The organism is Beijerinckiaceae bacterium (genome assembly GCA_004564215.1).
Taxonomy (GTDB): domain Bacteria; phylum Pseudomonadota; class Alphaproteobacteria; order Rhizobiales; family Beijerinckiaceae; genus Methylocapsa.
The window spans coordinates 2,089,953-2,105,063 of sequence record CP024846.1; the positions used below are offsets into that span (position 1 = coordinate 2,089,953).

At 59.0% G+C, this 15,111-nt stretch carries 17 protein-coding genes; 6 read left to right on the forward strand and 11 right to left on the reverse strand.

Annotated features, from left to right (window positions below; translation table 11 throughout):
• Positions 1-14: 14 nt before the first annotated feature.
• Complete coding sequence (locus CU048_09755; GenBank protein QBR71514.1) at positions 15-1,007, reverse strand: hypothetical protein; 993 nt, start codon at positions 1,005-1,007, stop codon at positions 15-17.
• A 129-nt stretch (positions 1,008-1,136) separates the two neighbouring features.
• On the opposite strand from CU048_09755, the gene CU048_09760 reads away from it, so the two are divergent.
• Positions 1,137-1,751 carry a hypothetical protein gene (locus CU048_09760; GenBank protein ID QBR71515.1) on the forward strand — a complete coding sequence of 205 codons (615 nt, stop codon included), beginning with the start codon at positions 1,137-1,139 and terminating at the stop codon, positions 1,749-1,751.
• A gap of 11 nt (positions 1,752-1,762) precedes the next feature.
• Here CU048_09760 and CU048_09765 read toward each other — a convergent pair whose 3' ends face one another.
• The 4 genes from CU048_09765 to CU048_09780 all read right to left on the reverse strand — a co-directional run bounded on the left by CU048_09765 (position 1,763) and on the right by CU048_09780 (position 5,468).
• Positions 1,763-2,803, reverse strand: a complete 1,041-nt coding sequence (locus CU048_09765; GenBank protein QBR71516.1) for a cobalamin biosynthesis protein CobW — start codon at positions 2,801-2,803, stop codon at positions 1,763-1,765.
• Between the two features lie 108 nt (positions 2,804-2,911).
• Positions 2,912-3,784, reverse strand: a complete 873-nt coding sequence (locus tag CU048_09770; GenBank protein QBR72824.1) for an ABC transporter substrate-binding protein — start codon at positions 3,782-3,784, stop codon at positions 2,912-2,914.
• Between the two features lie 55 nt (positions 3,785-3,839).
• Entirely contained in the window at positions 3,840-4,709 is an 870-nt protein-coding gene (locus CU048_09775; GenBank protein ID QBR71517.1) for a zinc ABC transporter permease, read from the reverse strand.
• A gap of 18 nt (positions 4,710-4,727) precedes the next feature.
• A complete protein-coding gene (locus tag CU048_09780; protein ID QBR71518.1) occupies positions 4,728-5,468 on the reverse strand; it encodes an ABC transporter in 741 nt (246 codons plus the stop codon).
• A 373-nt stretch (positions 5,469-5,841) separates the two neighbouring features.
• On the opposite strand from CU048_09780, the gene CU048_09785 reads away from it, so the two are divergent.
• Positions 5,842-6,459, forward strand: a complete 618-nt coding sequence (locus CU048_09785; GenBank protein QBR71519.1) for an SCO family protein — start codon at positions 5,842-5,844, stop codon at positions 6,457-6,459.
• A 24-nt stretch (positions 6,460-6,483) separates the two neighbouring features.
• On the opposite strand, the gene CU048_09790 is transcribed toward CU048_09785, so the two are convergent.
• Positions 6,484-7,377 carry an ABC transporter substrate-binding protein gene (locus CU048_09790; protein QBR72825.1) on the reverse strand — a complete coding sequence of 298 codons (894 nt, stop codon included), beginning with the start codon at positions 7,375-7,377 and terminating at the stop codon, positions 6,484-6,486.
• A gap of 287 nt (positions 7,378-7,664) precedes the next feature.
• Here CU048_09790 and cobA point away from each other — a divergent pair, with 287 nt between their 5' ends.
• Positions 7,665-9,092 (forward strand): uroporphyrinogen-III C-methyltransferase, encoded by a 1,428-nt coding sequence (gene cobA / locus CU048_09795; protein ID QBR72826.1) that lies wholly within the window; start codon positions 7,665-7,667, stop codon positions 9,090-9,092.
• Positions 9,093-9,142: 50 nt separating this feature from the next.
• The gene (locus CU048_09800; protein ID QBR71520.1) at positions 9,143-10,474 is read left to right on the forward strand and encodes a C4-dicarboxylate ABC transporter substrate-binding protein; all 1,332 of its coding nucleotides are present in this window, start codon (positions 9,143-9,145) and stop codon (positions 10,472-10,474) included.
• A 40-nt stretch (positions 10,475-10,514) separates the two neighbouring features.
• Here the strand turns inward: CU048_09800 and CU048_09805 are convergent, their stop codons facing one another.
• Positions 10,515-10,745 carry a hypothetical protein gene (locus CU048_09805; protein QBR72827.1) on the reverse strand — a complete coding sequence of 77 codons (231 nt, stop codon included), beginning with the start codon at positions 10,743-10,745 and terminating at the stop codon, positions 10,515-10,517.
• A 229-nt stretch (positions 10,746-10,974) separates the two neighbouring features.
• On the opposite strand from CU048_09805, the gene typA reads away from it, so the two are divergent.
• A complete protein-coding gene (typA, locus tag CU048_09810; GenBank protein ID QBR71521.1) occupies positions 10,975-12,795 on the forward strand; it encodes a translational GTPase TypA in 1,821 nt (606 codons plus the stop codon).
• 156 nt (positions 12,796-12,951) lie between these two features.
• Here the strand turns inward: typA and CU048_09815 are convergent, their stop codons facing one another.
• The 4 genes from CU048_09815 to CU048_09830 form a co-directional block, all read right to left on the reverse strand.
• Positions 12,952-13,557: a hypothetical protein gene (locus tag CU048_09815; protein QBR71522.1), complete on the reverse strand. Its 606-nt coding sequence runs from the start codon at positions 13,555-13,557 to the stop codon at positions 12,952-12,954.
• Between the two features lie 93 nt (positions 13,558-13,650).
• Entirely contained in the window at positions 13,651-13,974 is a 324-nt protein-coding gene (locus tag CU048_09820) for a hypothetical protein (GenBank protein ID QBR71523.1), read from the reverse strand.
• A gap of 19 nt (positions 13,975-13,993) precedes the next feature.
• Positions 13,994-14,338, reverse strand: coding sequence for a hypothetical protein (locus CU048_09825; GenBank protein QBR71524.1), 345 nt, complete (start codon positions 14,336-14,338; stop codon positions 13,994-13,996).
• Complete coding sequence (locus CU048_09830; protein QBR71525.1) at positions 14,326-14,562, reverse strand: hypothetical protein; 237 nt, start codon at positions 14,560-14,562, stop codon at positions 14,326-14,328. The genes CU048_09825 and CU048_09830 overlap by 13 nt, the downstream gene beginning before the upstream one ends.
• An 84-nt stretch (positions 14,563-14,646) precedes the next feature.
• On the opposite strand from CU048_09830, the gene CU048_09835 reads away from it, so the two are divergent.
• Positions 14,647-15,099: a hypothetical protein gene (locus CU048_09835; GenBank protein ID QBR71526.1), complete on the forward strand. Its 453-nt coding sequence runs from the start codon at positions 14,647-14,649 to the stop codon at positions 15,097-15,099.
• Positions 15,100-15,111 lie beyond the last annotated feature (12 nt).

The following is a 15,111-nucleotide window of genomic DNA, read 5'->3' on the forward strand; positions in this document are numbered from 1 at the left end:
GATTTACAACGGCTTCAGGCGGGCATATCGAGGATACCGGCTGCTCCATTTGCCGCTCCGAACAACAGCCGGCGGCCGGCCAGATCCCAGGACAGGGCGGTAATCGCCTGAGCTCCCGGCTCAGCGGCGCGCACCAGAATTTCCGCCCCGTCGGGAATCCGGCAGAGCGACACGAGCCCGTCTTCATAGCCCTGCGCCACGACAAGGGATTTGGGATGATAGGCAACGTAGGTCACTTTGGCCTCCCGCACGCCAAGTTCCAAAGGGGCTTTGCCGATCGGCCCTTGCTTGTCCTTAAATGGCCAAATGATATTGGCGTCCGCGCCCGATGTCGCGAGCCAATGGCTATCGAAGGACCATGAGAGTGACCGCGATTTTGCCGGATAGCCGCTCATGCGCATATCCTGCTTGTCCGAGATGCGCCAGCCATGCAGTGCGTTTTCCTGCATGGAGGTGACGAGAAATCGACCGTCGGGAGAAACCGTGACGGAGAGATGCGAACCCTTCCATTTGAACACCTCGGGCGCTGCGTTGGTGTTCGGAAACCAAAGTGTCGCGCCATCATAATGGGCGATCGCAATGCGGTAGCCCTTGGGCATGAACGCCAGCCCCCGCACCGTTGAAGGGGCGATGAAAGTCTTGACGTCGCCGGTATGGTCTCGCGCGCGGGCTTCCTTTCCGGCCGACCAGGCTATCGCCCCATCGGCGCGAGCGGCAAGCGCGTCGATCCATTTGCCGTTTTCATGGGCGATTTCCTGGCAGCCCTCCGGGCCGGTCGCAACGACGCGGCCGTCATCGCCGCCGGTGAAAAGGCTTTGACCCGCTTGGGCAGCAACCAGAATGGCTGCATCGGGATGGGCCACGAAGCGTCGCTCGGCGCCGGGGGTGGCGATCAACACGGTTCCGTCGTCGAGCGCCAAGGCGGGGCTTTGCCCCAAAAAAGCAGCCCCGGCGACGGGCGCGCCTGCATCGACTAGGCTGACATGTTCAATTAACGATGAAGTCATGAGTTGCCGATAAACTATCCCGCGAACATCCAGAAACTGTCCGGTCGACAGATACGTTAATGTGAAAATGATCAAGTATATTTGTAATCGGCGAGCGGTCGCGCCGAGCCAGCAACGGATCACACCCTTATGCAAGGCGAGATTCTCGACAAATTCATCAGGTCTCTCCGCGAGACAGCCGGTTCGCGGTTCAATGCGGCAAAGCGGCTGGCAGGGCGTGACAGGAGACTGACGGCGGTTGCGGCTGTCTCATCGGTCTATATCATTATCCTGACTGTGCTACCCTATTTCTTGAACGTGCCGCCCGAGATCACGACCTACCTGAACATCTTCATTATATTTCTATCCATGGTTATTCTGGTTGTATCGCTCCTGCAATACTCCAGCAACAACGTCATAAATTCCGAAAAACTTCATAGAAGCGGTCTCGAAGTCAAGGAAATTGAACGCGAGTTGGAGCTGAAACAAGACCAGATCGATGTCGCAGAGTTGGATCTGTACCGGGTGCGCTACAACAATGTTTTAGAAAAATACAGTGTCGATCATGATCGCAGGGACTACGCTCTTTATCAAATAGAGAATAGAGAAAAATACCCCTACCTCTCTGATTATGCCGCCTTCATTGCGCACACTAAAATTAGACTTCGGAAACACTCCACAACCTTATTCATGATCATTATCACTTTGATCATCCTGTCGCTGTCGCTGTCGTTGTTGAGCACCTATCCGGTCCGCCTGCGCTGACAGGCCGTGGGTCAGGCCGCGCAGCTTAAAAAGCCCTCGGTGATCTCGTCCTGCTTCAAATTGCGCCCGATGAAAACCAACCGGCTGACGCGCTTTTCCTGCGGCTTCCATTCACGCTGCAGATCGCCATCGAGAAGCATGTGAACGCCCTGGAACACGAATCGCTTCGGCTCGTCCTTGAAAGCGAGGATGCCCTTCGCGCGCAGGATCGAGGCGCCTTCCCTTTGAATATAGTCCTGCAGCCAGGGCACGAATTTTTCCGGATCGACATCGCCGTCAATCGATAGCGCCACCGATTGCATATCTTCGTCGTGGTAATGCTTCAGCCCATGAGACTCGTGATGATCATGCGCGTGGCCGTCCTGCGCATGATCATGCTCATGGTGCGCATGGTCGTGATGATCTTCGACCGTGAGAAATTCCGGTTCGATGTCGAGGATTCGGTCGAGATCGAAGGCATTGCGGCCGAGCACGGCCTCCAACGGCACGGCGCAGTTCACCGCTTTGTGCAGCTTGGCATAGGGGTTGATGGCGCGGATCCGCGCTTCGATTTCGGCAACCTCGTCTTCGCTCGCGAGATCGACCTTGTTGAGGATGATCACATCCGCGAATGCGATCTGATTCTTGGCTTCCGGTGCATCCTTCAGGCGTTCGGCCAGCCATTTGGCGTCCGCGACGGTGACGACCGCATCGAGCCTTGCGGCGTCGCGCACTTCTTGATCGACAAAGAAGGTTTGCGCCACGGGGGCGGGATCGGCAAGCCCGGTCGTCTCCACCAGGATCGCGTCGAACTTGCCCTTACGTTTCAGCAAACCCTCGATGATGCGGATGAGATCGCCGCGAACCGTGCAGCAGATGCAGCCATTGTTCATCTCGAAGACTTCTTCGTCGGCGCCGATGACCAGATCATTGTCGATGCCAATTTCACCGAATTCATTGACGATGACCGCAAATTTCTGGCCGTGATCTTCGGTGAGGATGCGGTTCAAAAGAGTGGTTTTGCCGGCACCCAAATAGCCGGTGAGTACGGTGACAGGAATTTTATCGGCCATGTAAAACTCCGCGAGGGAGCGCCCGCTGCCGGGTAACGGCGAAGGTGGCGCTGCAAACAAAGATTTATGGCGACTTGTCCCGGTTTGAGTCCTGGCCGTCAAGGGCCCTTAATTCTGGACGAGCGCCGCGGAAAGCTGCTTGATGTTGTTGCGGACCATGTCGATGTAGGTCGCAGCCGGACCATCGGGAGATGAGAGCGCATCGGAATAAAGCGTTCCCCCGATCGTGGCGCCGGATTCGCGGGCGATGTTGCGCAAGAGCCGGGGGTCGGTGATGTTTTCGAGAAATACGGCCGGAATTTTTTGGGTCTTGATCTGACGAATGATCTTGGCCACGTCGCGGGCGCTTGCCTCCGTTTCGGTCGAAACGCCTTCCGGGGCAATAAAGCGAAAGCCATAGGCAGTGCCGAAGTAGCCGAACGCATCATGCGAGGTGATGATTGCGCGCCGCGCCAGTGGAATCTTCGCGATTTCTTCCCGCACCTCGCTTTCGAGAGCGTCCAGCTTGGCGAGATAAGTGTCGGCATTGGCGCGGTAGGTCGCAGCACCCTCCGGGTCCGCCGCGACTAAGCCGTCGCGAATGTTGGCGACATAGAGTTTGGCGTTGGCGATGGATTGCCAGGCATGCGGATCGGTGCCGATGCGGCCGTCCTCGCGCATTTCTTGCGGGCTTATTCCTTTTGTTGCGACAATGATCGGTGCCTTGGTTCCGGACGTCTTGATCAGACGATCGATCCAACCTTCCAGATCGAGGCCGTTCACCACAATGAGCCGAGCCGAACCAAGCTTTTGCGCATCGGCAGGTTTGGGTTGATACACATGGGTATCGCCGTTCGGGCCAACGAGTGTGGTGATCTCGGTCCGGCCTCCGCCGACATTGCGGGCGAAATCGGCGAGGATCGAGAACGTCGCGACAATCGGCAATTTTTGTGCGTTTTGCGCGTGGGCCAGAAACAGAGAGGTCTCGCTCAGCAACGCCAAGACAAGAGTTAGAACATACCGCGTTAGGGCCACGCATGCCTCCGCATTCGAGGAATTAGGCTTCCAAATGCTGCACTGGCCGCAGTCGGCGCAAAAGCCCGCCGGCCGGGCCGAATATAAGCGCTGCAAGATACATGACGCCGGCCACCAGAATGATCAAAGGTCCCGAAGGCAGGCCGGCATGATAGGAAACAACGAGTCCCACATAACCAGCGATCAGCCCTTGTGCGGCCGCGATGGCAATCATCGCGGTCATGTCCTGCGTAATGAGTCTTGCGGACGCTGCCGGCAGCATCATGATTCCGACGGCAAGCAGAGTTCCGAGCGCGTGAAAACCGCCGACTAGATTCAGGACGACCAGGGCAAGAAAAATAATTTGCACAGGGCCCCCGCTGCGGCTGACCGAGGCAAGAAACCCCGGGTCGACCGTTTCCAGCACCAAGGGCCGATAGAGGGCGGCCAGCGCGGCAAGCGTAAGGCTCGCGATAGCCGCAAGCAGGATCAAGGTTGCATCATCGAGGGCGAGCACGCTGCCGAACAAGACATGCAACAGATCGATGTTCGAGCCGCGCCAGGACACGATCGTGACGCCGAGCGCCAGCGAGATCAGATAGAATGCGGCAAGCGAAGCGTCCTCGCGCAGGATCGTCGTGCGCGCGACAACGCCCGAGCCGACGGCGACGATGAGACCCGCGGCCAAACCGCCAATCGTCATCGGCCCAAGCGAAAGGCCCGCGACCAGATAGCCGAGCGCGGCGCCGGGCAAGATCGCATGCGCCATGGCATCTCCAGTCAGCGACATGCGGCGCAAAATCAAAAAAACTCCAAGCGGGGGACCGGCAATCGCCAATGCAAATGAGCCCGCGAGCGCGCGGCGCATGAAGGCAAAATCGCTGAAGGGAGCGATCAGCAGATCATGAAGCATGAAGGCCCCGAAGCACGCTCATGCCGCCCGCACGCAGGCGTGCGCCTGTCGGTCGAAGGCCTCGATCATGGCGCGCGCTTTCAACAGATTCTCCGGGGTCAAAACAGCCTTGGTCTCGCCCTTCGCAATGGCCTCGCGGGCCAACAGAAGCGTTTGCGGAAAATGCGTCCGCACAAGATCGAGATCATGCAGCACAACGAGGACCGTCCGCTTTTCTGTGTGCCAGCGGGCGACAAGAGCCAACAGATCGGCGGTGGTTTTGGAGTCGATCGCGGTGAACGGTTCGTCGAGCAAAATAATAGCGGCATCCTGGATGAGCAGCCGGGCGAACAGCATGCGCTGCAACTGGCCGCCGGACAAAGTCCCAATCGGGCGCGCTTCAAATCCATCGAGTCCAACGGCGGCAATCGCAGATTGGATTCTTGTTCCTTCGTCGCGGGATACGCCACCGAACAGGCCGCAACGCCGCCACATCCCCATTGCGACGAAATCAAACACATTGACCGGGAAGCTTTTGTCGACCTCTGCCGCCTGTGGCAGATAGGCGATTTCACGAGGCTTCGCGCGCGGCAAGGCCACCGAGCCGCTCAACGGCGTCAGGGCTCCGACGATGCCTTTGAGCAAAGTCGATTTGCCGGCGCCATTCGGACCGCAAATGGCGAGCAGAGCGCCGCTTTCAATGTTGCCATCCAGGTGATGCACCGCGGGATGGCGATCGTAGCCGAGCGTCAAATCGCTGAACCGAATCGCGGTGTCCATCAGAAGTCCATGTAAGGATGCCCAAATCCACTCAAACCAGCGCCCACAGCACCACCGCCCAGAGGCATGCGATCACAACCAAGGCGCCGGCGCAACGCGCCAAGGCGGAGAGACGCAGCAGCGAGAACCCCGGTCCATTCGCTTTGGCCGGCAAATGGTGATGCATGCCGTTCATCGAGGCTTCATCGGGCCCGCCCGTCCTTTAGAAGGTTATAACGTTAGTCCCGATCTGCTAGCAAGCGAAAGCGTTGCACAATTCCTTGGCAGGGCGGAAAGCTCGACCTTAAGGGCATTGCACCCGACACGATTTTTTTAATGGTTCGGACTGGCGCCGCCTGCGCATTTTGATTAATTTCGCGGCATGAACCGTGTCATGAACAAAGTGTCCAGGACTGCTCCGCAAAAAAAGGCTTCCCGCCACCTTTTTTACATTGTCCTTGCCTTCGCATTCGGCCTGGCCGGTCTTGCCGGCGTAACCTATTTCGTCATGCCCGGGCGCGTTGAGCTCGGGTCGCCGGCCATCGGCGGATCGTTCACCATGATCGGGCAGGACGGCCGGATGGTGACGAACGCCGACATTGCCGGGCGCCCCTATCTGGTGTTTTTCGGCTATACGCATTGCCCGGATTTTTGCCCAACCGCGCTTTTCGATATTTCGGCTGTCTTCAAAGAACTTGGGCCGGACAAGAAGGTCGCGGCTTTATTCGTGACCGTCGATCCCGAACGGGACACGCCTGAAATCCTGAAAACCTATCTCGAAAACTTCGATCCGCGCATCATCGGTTTGACTGGCGATCCCACGAAGACCGAAGCCATTGCCAAGTCTTTTCGCGTCTATGCCAAGAAGGTGCCTGGCGAAAAACCCGGCGATTACACGGTGGATCATACCGGAGTCGTTTATTTGATGGATAAGCGCGGACGGTTCGTCAGTGCCTTCAATCTGTCGAGGCCGCCTCAGCAGGCCGCGCGCGATCTGGAAAGATATCTTTAAGCCGCGCCTCGACCGGTCACGCCACTAATAAAAACTCAGCGGGAAATATTTGAGATAGAGAGTTGCATAAGTCCCCCGCGCGGCAAGGGCTGCGAGAGCGTAATCGAGCGCCTCCCTTAATGTCGTATTGTCTTTCTCGATCGCGATACCGACGCCTTCACCAAAATATTTGGCATCGAGAAACGGGCCGCCGCGAAACGCGCAGCAGTTTCGCGCGTCCTTGCCGTCGAGCCACAAGCTGAGCGAGATGCCATCGGCGAAAATCGTGTCGATCTCGCCTCTGAGCAGGGCTTCGCGCAGCGCATTTTGCGACGCGTACGGCCGTCGGATCGCAGCCGGGAAAAACGCCTCGAGATAGGCTTCGTGCGCGCTTTTCGCTTCGACGCCGACCGTCTGTTCGCGCATGCTCTCCGGCGTGACAGGCTGGTACTGTTTAGCTTTGCTTCCCGCGAAACGGGCCGGCGTGCTGTAATAGGGGCCGGTGAAGTCGAGCTTGGCGCGGGTCTCGGGGCTGATGCGGATTGCCGCGATCAGCGCGTCACCCTGCTTGCTGTTGAGGGCGTCGATCAAGGTATCGAAACGCCGGGCCTGAATCGTGCAGGCGATTTTCAATTCCTCGCAGATGGCACGCGCCAGATCGACATCGAAGCCGGCCAGCGTTCCGTCCGGCAGGGCGAAATGGAACGGGGGGTAATCGTCCTCGGTCAAAAAACGCAGACTGTGCAGGCTACTGAGGTCAGGCTTGGGAACGCTATGATGGGGATCCCAAAAGCTCGGCACGAAAACATCCGCGCGAGTTGGGCCCGGCCACCACGTGAAGCAGAGGAGGGCCAGCACGCCGAGCGCCGGACAGAGGCGAGGCCGCCGGTGGCGCCTCACGAGCGGTCGGAACCGAAGGAATTCAGGGAGAGTTGCCATGCATGGCTCCGATTGCTTGATGAGAAGCGCCCATGCTATTCCTTTCTGGCGGGGCGAACGCATTTTCACTGAAATGGGGAAAATGCTTGAATGAGGCCTAGAGCCATTCGACCACGACCAATTCTGCTGAGTGCCTTCCCTTGATACGACGCCGACTGGCTTATCGTCAGGTGCTCTGGCTTCGCAAGGGATAATGAACAGTGCGGCAATAGTGATAGGACAAAATTGCGCGGATGAATGAAGTTTTTCCGCTCTCCGGCGAATCGGAGATGGAACGCGGACCGCTGATGCGGGAGCTTGCATCCCTGCCGGTGTTTTACGCTCTTGCCGGCAAGCGTGTGGTTCTTGTGGGCGGCTCCCATGCGATTCTGTGGAAGGCCGAGCTTTGCCACGCTGCAGGGGCAAGCGTCGACATTTATAGCTCGCATCCCTGTTCCGCTCTGGTTGTCTTCGTCGAGCGCTGTCCTTCGGTGACCCTCGTCCGGCGTCACATCGGCCCCAACGAGATGGAAGGGGCAGCGCTCGCCATTGCCGACGTCGAGAGCGCCGCCGAAGCCACGGAATTTCAGGCGGTGGCGCGATCCGAAGGCGTCGCGGTGAATATCATCGACAAGCCTGCCCATTCGGATTTTCAATTTGGCGCCATCGTCGACCGTTCGCCTTTGGTGATCGGAATTTCGACCGATGGCGGCTCCCCCGTCCTGGCACAAGCGCTGCGCGGCCGCCTCGAAGCGTTGCTCCCGCGCGAAATCAAACATTGGGCGCAAATTGCCAAGCTGTGGCGTGGACGGCTAAAGCCCGCGCGGTCGCCGGCAAAAACACGGCGCGCCTTTTGGGAAATGTTTAGCCGCGAGGCGCTGGTCGCGCGCCGCGCGCCGAACGAGGGCGATTTTGCCAAGCTGCTTGCCGCGGCAGAGGCCGGCCTGCCGGAAGCGCCGGGTGGATCGGTTGCCCTTGTTGGCGCGGGTCCGGGCGATCCGGAGCTTCTGACGCTCAAAGCTTTGCGCTTTCTCCAGTCCGCCGATGTGATCTTATACGATGATCTCGTCGCTCCTGGCATCCTCGAGATGGCGCGGCGGGAGGCCGAAAAAATTCCTGTCGGCAAGCGCGGCTACAAGCCTTCCTGCAAGCAAGATCACATTGTTGCGAGGCTGATCGCTTTGGCGTCGCAGGGCAAGCGGGTGGTCCGACTGAAGGGCGGCGATCCGATGATCTTCGGCCGGGCCAATGAGGAGATTTTGGCCTTGCAGGCGGCCGGCATCCCTGTCGAGATCGTTCCCGGTGTCACCGCCGCGCTCGGCGCCGCGGCAGCGCTGAAGCTGCCGCTGACCGAGCGAGACAAGGCCCGGCGGCTCCAGTTCATCACGGCGCATGCGCATGATGGCAAGCTTCCCGAGGATATCGATTGGCACGCGCTTTGCGACCCTAGGGCGTCCAGTGTTGTTTACATGGGCGTTAAAACGCTCAAGGCGCTGGCCGAGCACCTGTTGGCCCATGGTATGAAACCCTCGACACCGGCGCTTTTGGTTGAACGCGCGACCTGCCCGGATGAACGGTGCATTTTCGGCACGATCGCCGATTTGCCGGGCAAGGTGGCCGCGCTGGAACCGGACGGCCCCTGCGTGATTCTAATTGGCGAAGTATTCGCGGGCGCCTTTTCTTTGCCGCGAACGCAAGTCAAGCTCGACACGAACTCGGACGTGGTAACCGGCTAGAACTTGGAGATTTTGCGAGCTTCCATTCCGGAAGCAGGCGGGGAAACTGAATGCGCCGTCTCTTGCTTTTATCGACTATCGGAATCCTGACTGCGATCGCCGCTGTCGGCAGCGGCATTTACTACTACGAGCGGCCTACTGTCTTGCGAGTCGCCGTTTCGCGCGACAGCGATGACCAGGCAATCCTCGCGGCCGCGGCCCAAGAGTTCGCCAAGGATCGCGAAGCTATTCGCTTCAAGCTGATTGCGGTCGAGAGTTTCGCGGAGGCCTCGCGCGCGCTCGAAGAAGGACACGCCGAGCTTGCCGTCGTGCGCAGCGATATCGCGATGCCGCCGAGCGGTCAGACCGTGTTGATCATGCGCCGGAACGCCGCCGTGCTGTTTGCGCCGGCGCAAACCACGCTGCGAACGATCGATGATCTGCAAGGTCATAAAGTCGGCATTCTGCAATCCGCACCGGCCGGAAAAGTGGACAATCAGGCGCTGCTCGACACTGCGCTAGTTCAATATGATGTTCCGCTGGCCTCGGTGCGGCGGATATCTTTGACTCTCGCGGAACTTGGCCGGGCCATCGAGCGAAAGGAGATCGATGCGGTCCTGGCGATTGGCGCGCCTGGCTCGGAACGCTTGACCGAGGCGGTCAATACCGTTGCGCTTGCTGGGCAAGGCCCGCCGGTTTTCATTCCCATCGCCGAGGCCAAGGCGATCGCCCAGCGCTCGCCCGCTTACGAAGGTGTGGAAGTGACGCGCGGCGCGTTTGGCGGTGCGCAGCCCAAACCGGCGGTCGAATTCGACACGCTCGGGGTGAGCACACGGCTTGTGGCACGCCATGAATTGAACAATGAAACCGTCGGCGCGGCGATGCGGCTGATGCTGGCCGTGCGGCCCGCGATCGCGGCGCGGGTTGCGATTGCCAACCGTATCGAGGCTCCCCCTGCGGACAAGGGGGCTTCATTGCCGGTCCATCCGGGCGCCCTCGCCTATCTGGACAATGAAGAAGTGAGCTTTTTCGAGAAATACAGCGATGTCTTCTATATCGGTGCGATGATCTTCAGCGTCCTCGGGACGGGCCTGGCGGCGGTTGCGACCAGGTTTGCCGGGCAAAGGAGCACGGAAGCCGACAAGATTTTGGGCCGTCTGATGCATATCACCAGGGCGGTCCGCAGCGCCCAGCGGCCGGAAATTCTCGATGCCTATGAAGAAGAAGCCGATGAGCTTCTGGCACTGGCCCTGGCGCCCGACGCCATCCACGCCTTAAGCGTCAACCGAATGGGCGCCTTGAATCTGGCGCTGAATCAGCTCCGGCATGCGATTGCCGACCGGCGGCAGAGTCTCGCAGTTCCGGCGCGCACCCACTTCTCTCCCCGGATCGTTCGCGAATAAGGCCAGATGGCCCTCCCGAATCGATAAACTCAAGGTCAAGCTAGCCTGGAGATTGGGTTCGCCGGACAGCGCTCCAACGCCGCAGTGCAACCAGGCTCCAGATGGCCTCGACGACGCCGAAAGGCCAGGCGCCCTGCAAGAATCCGTAGATGGAACCAAGGCAACACGCACCGGCAAAAGCGAAGATAAACCAAGGGCTTCTTTCTTCGAGCGCATAGCTGATCAGCATCAAGGTAACGGCGATCAGCCCAAACCACGTCAGCCCGTCCATGTTCATTTAAACCCCTTGTTAAAGTCAGCCAAACATCATGCGGCAGGCAAACGCTCGATACGGGTTCCCAAACTGAGTTGTTTCGTATATGGGATGCTGCAACCGCGAAGATGCCACCCCATATCTTAGTCGGCACTCCGGCGATCCTTAAAAATAAACGTCATTTGGGTGGTGTAGGACCGATGGCTATTTCGCTGCTGGCCTCGGTAAAAATGGATTCGGCACAAAAATGAAGCTGCGCAATATCGCTATCATCGCCCACGTCGACCACGGCAAAACCACGCTGGTCGACCGCCTGCTCCAGCAATCGGGGGCCTTCCGCGAGAATCAGCGCGTCGCCGAACGGGTGATGGATTCGAACGATCTCGAAAAGGAGCGCGGGATTACCATCATGGCCAAGGCGACGTCGATTGCCTGGAAAGACACACGAATCAATATTGTTGACACTCCCGGCCACGCCGATTTCGGTGGCGAAGTCGAGCGGATTCTGTCGATGGTCGATGGCGCCATCGTGCTGGTCGACGCCTCCGAAGGGCCGATGCCGCAAACCAAATTCGTCGTCGGCAAGGCTTTGAAAATCGGTTTGAGGCCGATTGTTGCGGTCAATAAGGTCGATAAGCCGGACGCGCGCGTCAGCGAAGTCGTCAACGAGGTGTTCGATCTTTTCGCGGCGCTCGACGCCACGGACGAGCAGCTCGACTTCCCGATTCTCTACGGTTCGGCGAAACAGGGCTGGATGGCCGACAGTCCGGACGGCCCCAAAGAGAACATGGCGCCCTTATTCGATCTTGTTCTGAAACATGTTCCGCCGCCAAAAATCGAAGCGGGCGGGTTCCGGATGCTCGGCACCTTGCTCGAAGCCAATCCCTATCTTGGCCGCGTCATTACCGGACGCGTGTTCGCCGGTTCCGTGAAGCCGAATCAGGCGGTCAAGGTTTTGGATCGCAAGGGCAATGTCGTCGAACAGGGGCGGGTGTCCAAGATCCTCGCCTTTAGAGGAATCGAACGCACGCCGATCGATGAAGCGGAGGCGGGCGATATCGTCGCGATCGCCGGGCTCGAAAAGTTCAACGTCGCCGACACGCTTTGCGCCACCGAGGTCAACGAGCCCTTGCAGGCGCAACCGATCGATCCGCCGACTCTGTCGATGACCTTTCTGGTCAATGACTCGCCGCTTGCCGGAACCGAGGGCGACAAGGTGACGAGCCGCGTCATCCGCGACCGTCTCTACAAGGAGGCCGAGGGCAACGTCGCCTTGCGGGTCGAGGATTCGCCTGGCGCGGATTCCTATGTCGTGTCGGGCCGTGGGGAACTGCAGCTCGCGATCCTGATCGAGACCATGCGCCGCGAGGGTTTTGAACTCGGCGTCTCGCGACCGAAGGTCGTGTTCCAGAAGGATGAGAGCGGCAAGCAATTGCTCGAGCCGATCGAGGAAGTGGTGATCGACGTCGATGAAGAGCATTCCGGCGTCGTCGTCCAGAAGATGGCCGAACGCAAGGCCGAGATGGTCGAGATGCGTCCCTCCGGCGGCAATCGTTTGCGATTGGTCTTCCACGCGCCGACGCGCGGCCTGATCGGCTATCAGGGCGAACTTTTGACCGATACGCGGGGGACCGCGATCATGAACCGGCTGTTCCACGCCTATGCGCCTTGGAAAGGCGAAATTGCCGGGCGCCGCAATGGGGTGCTGATTTCCAACGACAATGGCGAATCCGTCGCCTATGCGATGTGGAAGCTCGAAGACCGCGGCCCGATGATGATCGAGCCTGGCTGGAAGGTCTATCGCGGCATGATCGTCGGCGAACACACCCGCGAGAACGATCTCGAGATCAATGTCTTGAAGGGCAAGCAGCTGACCAATATCCGCGCCGCCGGCAAGGATGAGGCGGTGCGTCTTACCCCGCCGATCCGGATGACCCTCGAAAAGGCGCTCGCCTATATCGAGGACGACGAACTCGTCGAGGTCACGCCGAAGTCGATCCGGCTGCGCAAGGGCCTGCTCGATCCCAACGAGCGCAAGCGCGCGTTCCGGGCCAAGGAAAGCGCCTGAGCGAATTCCGGTAGTGGGTCAGTCTGAATTTCTGCTTTGCGCCAATCTCAGCCATTCGTCGGCCGCAACGTGGGGTTCCGAAGCGGTCATTCGCTCAGTTGTCGGTGTTTCAGGGTCCTGCCTAGTCTAATGTTGCCGCCCATAACCGCTACGGCCTCACGCACCCGTCAGGTGGTCCAACAACCCGTCCAGTCCGTCGAAATAGTTGGCTATCTTCCTCATGGTCCTGCGCAGGTTGCCGAGGTCGACGGTCTCGAACGCCAGCACCATCGGTTTCCCACCCTTCTCGACAGGGTAGCGAAACGAGAAGGACATCGGATCCGCTGCCGACATCTCCCTGATGCAGGCTTCCACGGCGTCGTTAGCACCGCCGTCGCCGGTTCCGTTGCCCGCCGTCTCAATAATTGGGCGCACCTTCGCCCAGAGGTCCGTTAGGCTGTGCGACTTCCAGTCCGCGTCCTCGCCGAAGTGTCGCCCATAGGTCAACAGCACATATTTCAGCTCCAACTCCATGAAGTGGCGGTACAGGAAGATGACCGGGTACACCACGGTGCCCTGGAGAACGGTGTCTGTGGCGACCGCGTCCACGAGCCTGTCGGCGGCCTCCCGGTAGCCATCTGCCATCAGCACCAGACGCGTCCATGCATTGGACGCCAGCGTACCCTCGTCGGCGCGCCCGCCCGGTGCGACGAATAGCCTATCGCCCGGTTCGGGCCAGGTGAACTCGGGATTGAGCAGGCTGAGAAAATCGGGCTTTGACACGTTCGTTCTCCGCCAACGCGGCAGCGGGCATCCTACGCCTCCCAGCGGCTCCTGTCGCGCGGGCCGTCCGTCGGGTAGTGGGTCAGTTCGAAATCACTCGCGAACGCAAGTGGCTACGGTCGCCTCAGCTTCATAAGGTTGGTAGCTTGTCCCGTGAAAAATGACTGCCGTCGAGTCATCATACTTAATCATCTTCTTCGCGGTTTTGTCGAGTATATTTACAAGAGAAACCGTCTTATTATCAGATGTTTTGTATAGATAGTAAGCTACAACGAGAGTAGGGCTGTCAGATAACACAGTGAAATAGCCTTTTCCTTTCGCAGCGAACATCCGACCATCGACAATGGTCCATGTTGTGGATGCTATTTTGTCAGTACACGTCCACCGCTCGACATCGGCGGCCTGCACCTCAAGCACGAGCAGAAGTGATAATCCGCTAAAGAGCAATAGGCCTCTTGTAAGGCCCGCGTTTTTTCGGAGCATCCTCAGCTTCCTCAACCAGCTGCACAATGTCGCCAATCTCCCAAAGCCGATCCGCGACCCCTGCGGCCATGGCTGACGTAACCCGCAGCTTCGAATGCAGTTTGACGAAATTATAATACATCATGTGAAGGGCGACCGCGTAGGCGTGGTTTTCGACCTTTTTACTGAAACCGTTCGTCAACCTCGTAAACCGGCGCATATGCATCCGCATCGCAAGATTGCTGCGCTCCACATACGACGTTGAGATGTGCGCCGGATCTGGAGCGCCTTCGATCCGATCCTTCTTCAGCCGATGCATTCCGCCGGACTGTACCGCCTTCGCGCGGCCTCTGGGGCGGTCCCGTAAATCTTATTGATAATCGCATAATCCACTTCGCCGCCGAAAGCAGACAGGCAGCTCAGGCCATTTCCTGCCGTCCATCGCGTCTGACCGAATGTCGGCTCCTGGCGCGAAGCGGTCATTCGGCGGCTCAGGCGTGATGTCAGCTTGGGGTCCACTAGCAGAAATTCAAACTGGCTCACTACCCGGTTTCCTCGGTGCTGGTCCTATTTCGAAAAACGCCTTAGAATTGGGCTATCGTCAGCTGGGCGGCAAGGAGATCGCTCATGAGCCAGAACCCATGGAAGGCCTGCATCGCATTCGGTCTGTTAAGCGCCTGCCTGCTTTTGGGAGCGAATTTAGCCGTCGCGGACGACACGCGCATCGTCAAGCTACCGCAGGATATTAGCTTCACGGGGCCGCCGGGAGGGGTGCAAATAGCCGTTCTTTATGGCGATCCGGCAAAGCCGGGTCTTTACGTTTTGCGTTTAAAACTTGCCCCTGGGGCGAAGGTCATGCCGCATACCCATCCCGAAGAAGTGCGAACGCTTACCGTGTTGTCGGGAACTCTTTATTTCGGGCTCGGCGATCAATGGGATGAAAGCAAGCTCACACCCTATCCGGCCGGAACCTTTTTTTCGGAGCTTCCGAGCGTCCCTCATTTCGTCGCGGCGAAGGACGGCGAGGTCATTTTTCAGGCGACCGGCATCGGTCCGACTGCGTTGATGCTGGCCCATTAATCGTCGAACTGA

Coding starts and splice junctions, on each gene's coding strand:
- CU048_09755 (QBR71514.1), bottom strand. CDS start 1,007: ATGACTTCATCGTTAATTGAACATGTCAGCCTAGTCGATGCAGGCGCG.
- CU048_09800 (QBR71520.1), top strand. CDS start 9,143: ATGCGCCGTCTCTTGCTTTTATCGACTATCGGAATCCTGACTGCGATC.
- CU048_09760 (QBR71515.1), top strand. CDS start 1,137: ATGCAAGGCGAGATTCTCGACAAATTCATCAGGTCTCTCCGCGAGACA.
- CU048_09790 (QBR72825.1), bottom strand. CDS start 7,377: ATGGCAACTCTCCCTGAATTCCTTCGGTTCCGACCGCTCGTGAGGCGC.
- CU048_09825 (QBR71524.1), bottom strand. CDS start 14,338: ATGCATCGGCTGAAGAAGGATCGGATCGAAGGCGCTCCAGATCCGGCG.
- cobA (QBR72826.1), top strand. CDS start 7,665: ATGCGGGAGCTTGCATCCCTGCCGGTGTTTTACGCTCTTGCCGGCAAG.
- CU048_09775 (QBR71517.1), bottom strand. CDS start 4,709: ATGCTTCATGATCTGCTGATCGCTCCCTTCAGCGATTTTGCCTTCATG.
- typA (QBR71521.1), top strand. CDS start 10,975: ATGAAGCTGCGCAATATCGCTATCATCGCCCACGTCGACCACGGCAAA.
- CU048_09805 (QBR72827.1), bottom strand. CDS start 10,745: ATGGACGGGCTGACGTGGTTTGGGCTGATCGCCGTTACCTTGATGCTG.
- CU048_09835 (QBR71526.1), top strand. CDS start 14,647: ATGAGCCAGAACCCATGGAAGGCCTGCATCGCATTCGGTCTGTTAAGC.
- CU048_09785 (QBR71519.1), top strand. CDS start 5,842: ATGAACAAAGTGTCCAGGACTGCTCCGCAAAAAAAGGCTTCCCGCCAC.
- CU048_09780 (QBR71518.1), bottom strand. CDS start 5,468: ATGGACACCGCGATTCGGTTCAGCGATTTGACGCTCGGCTACGATCGC.
- CU048_09765 (QBR71516.1), bottom strand. CDS start 2,803: ATGGCCGATAAAATTCCTGTCACCGTACTCACCGGCTATTTGGGTGCC.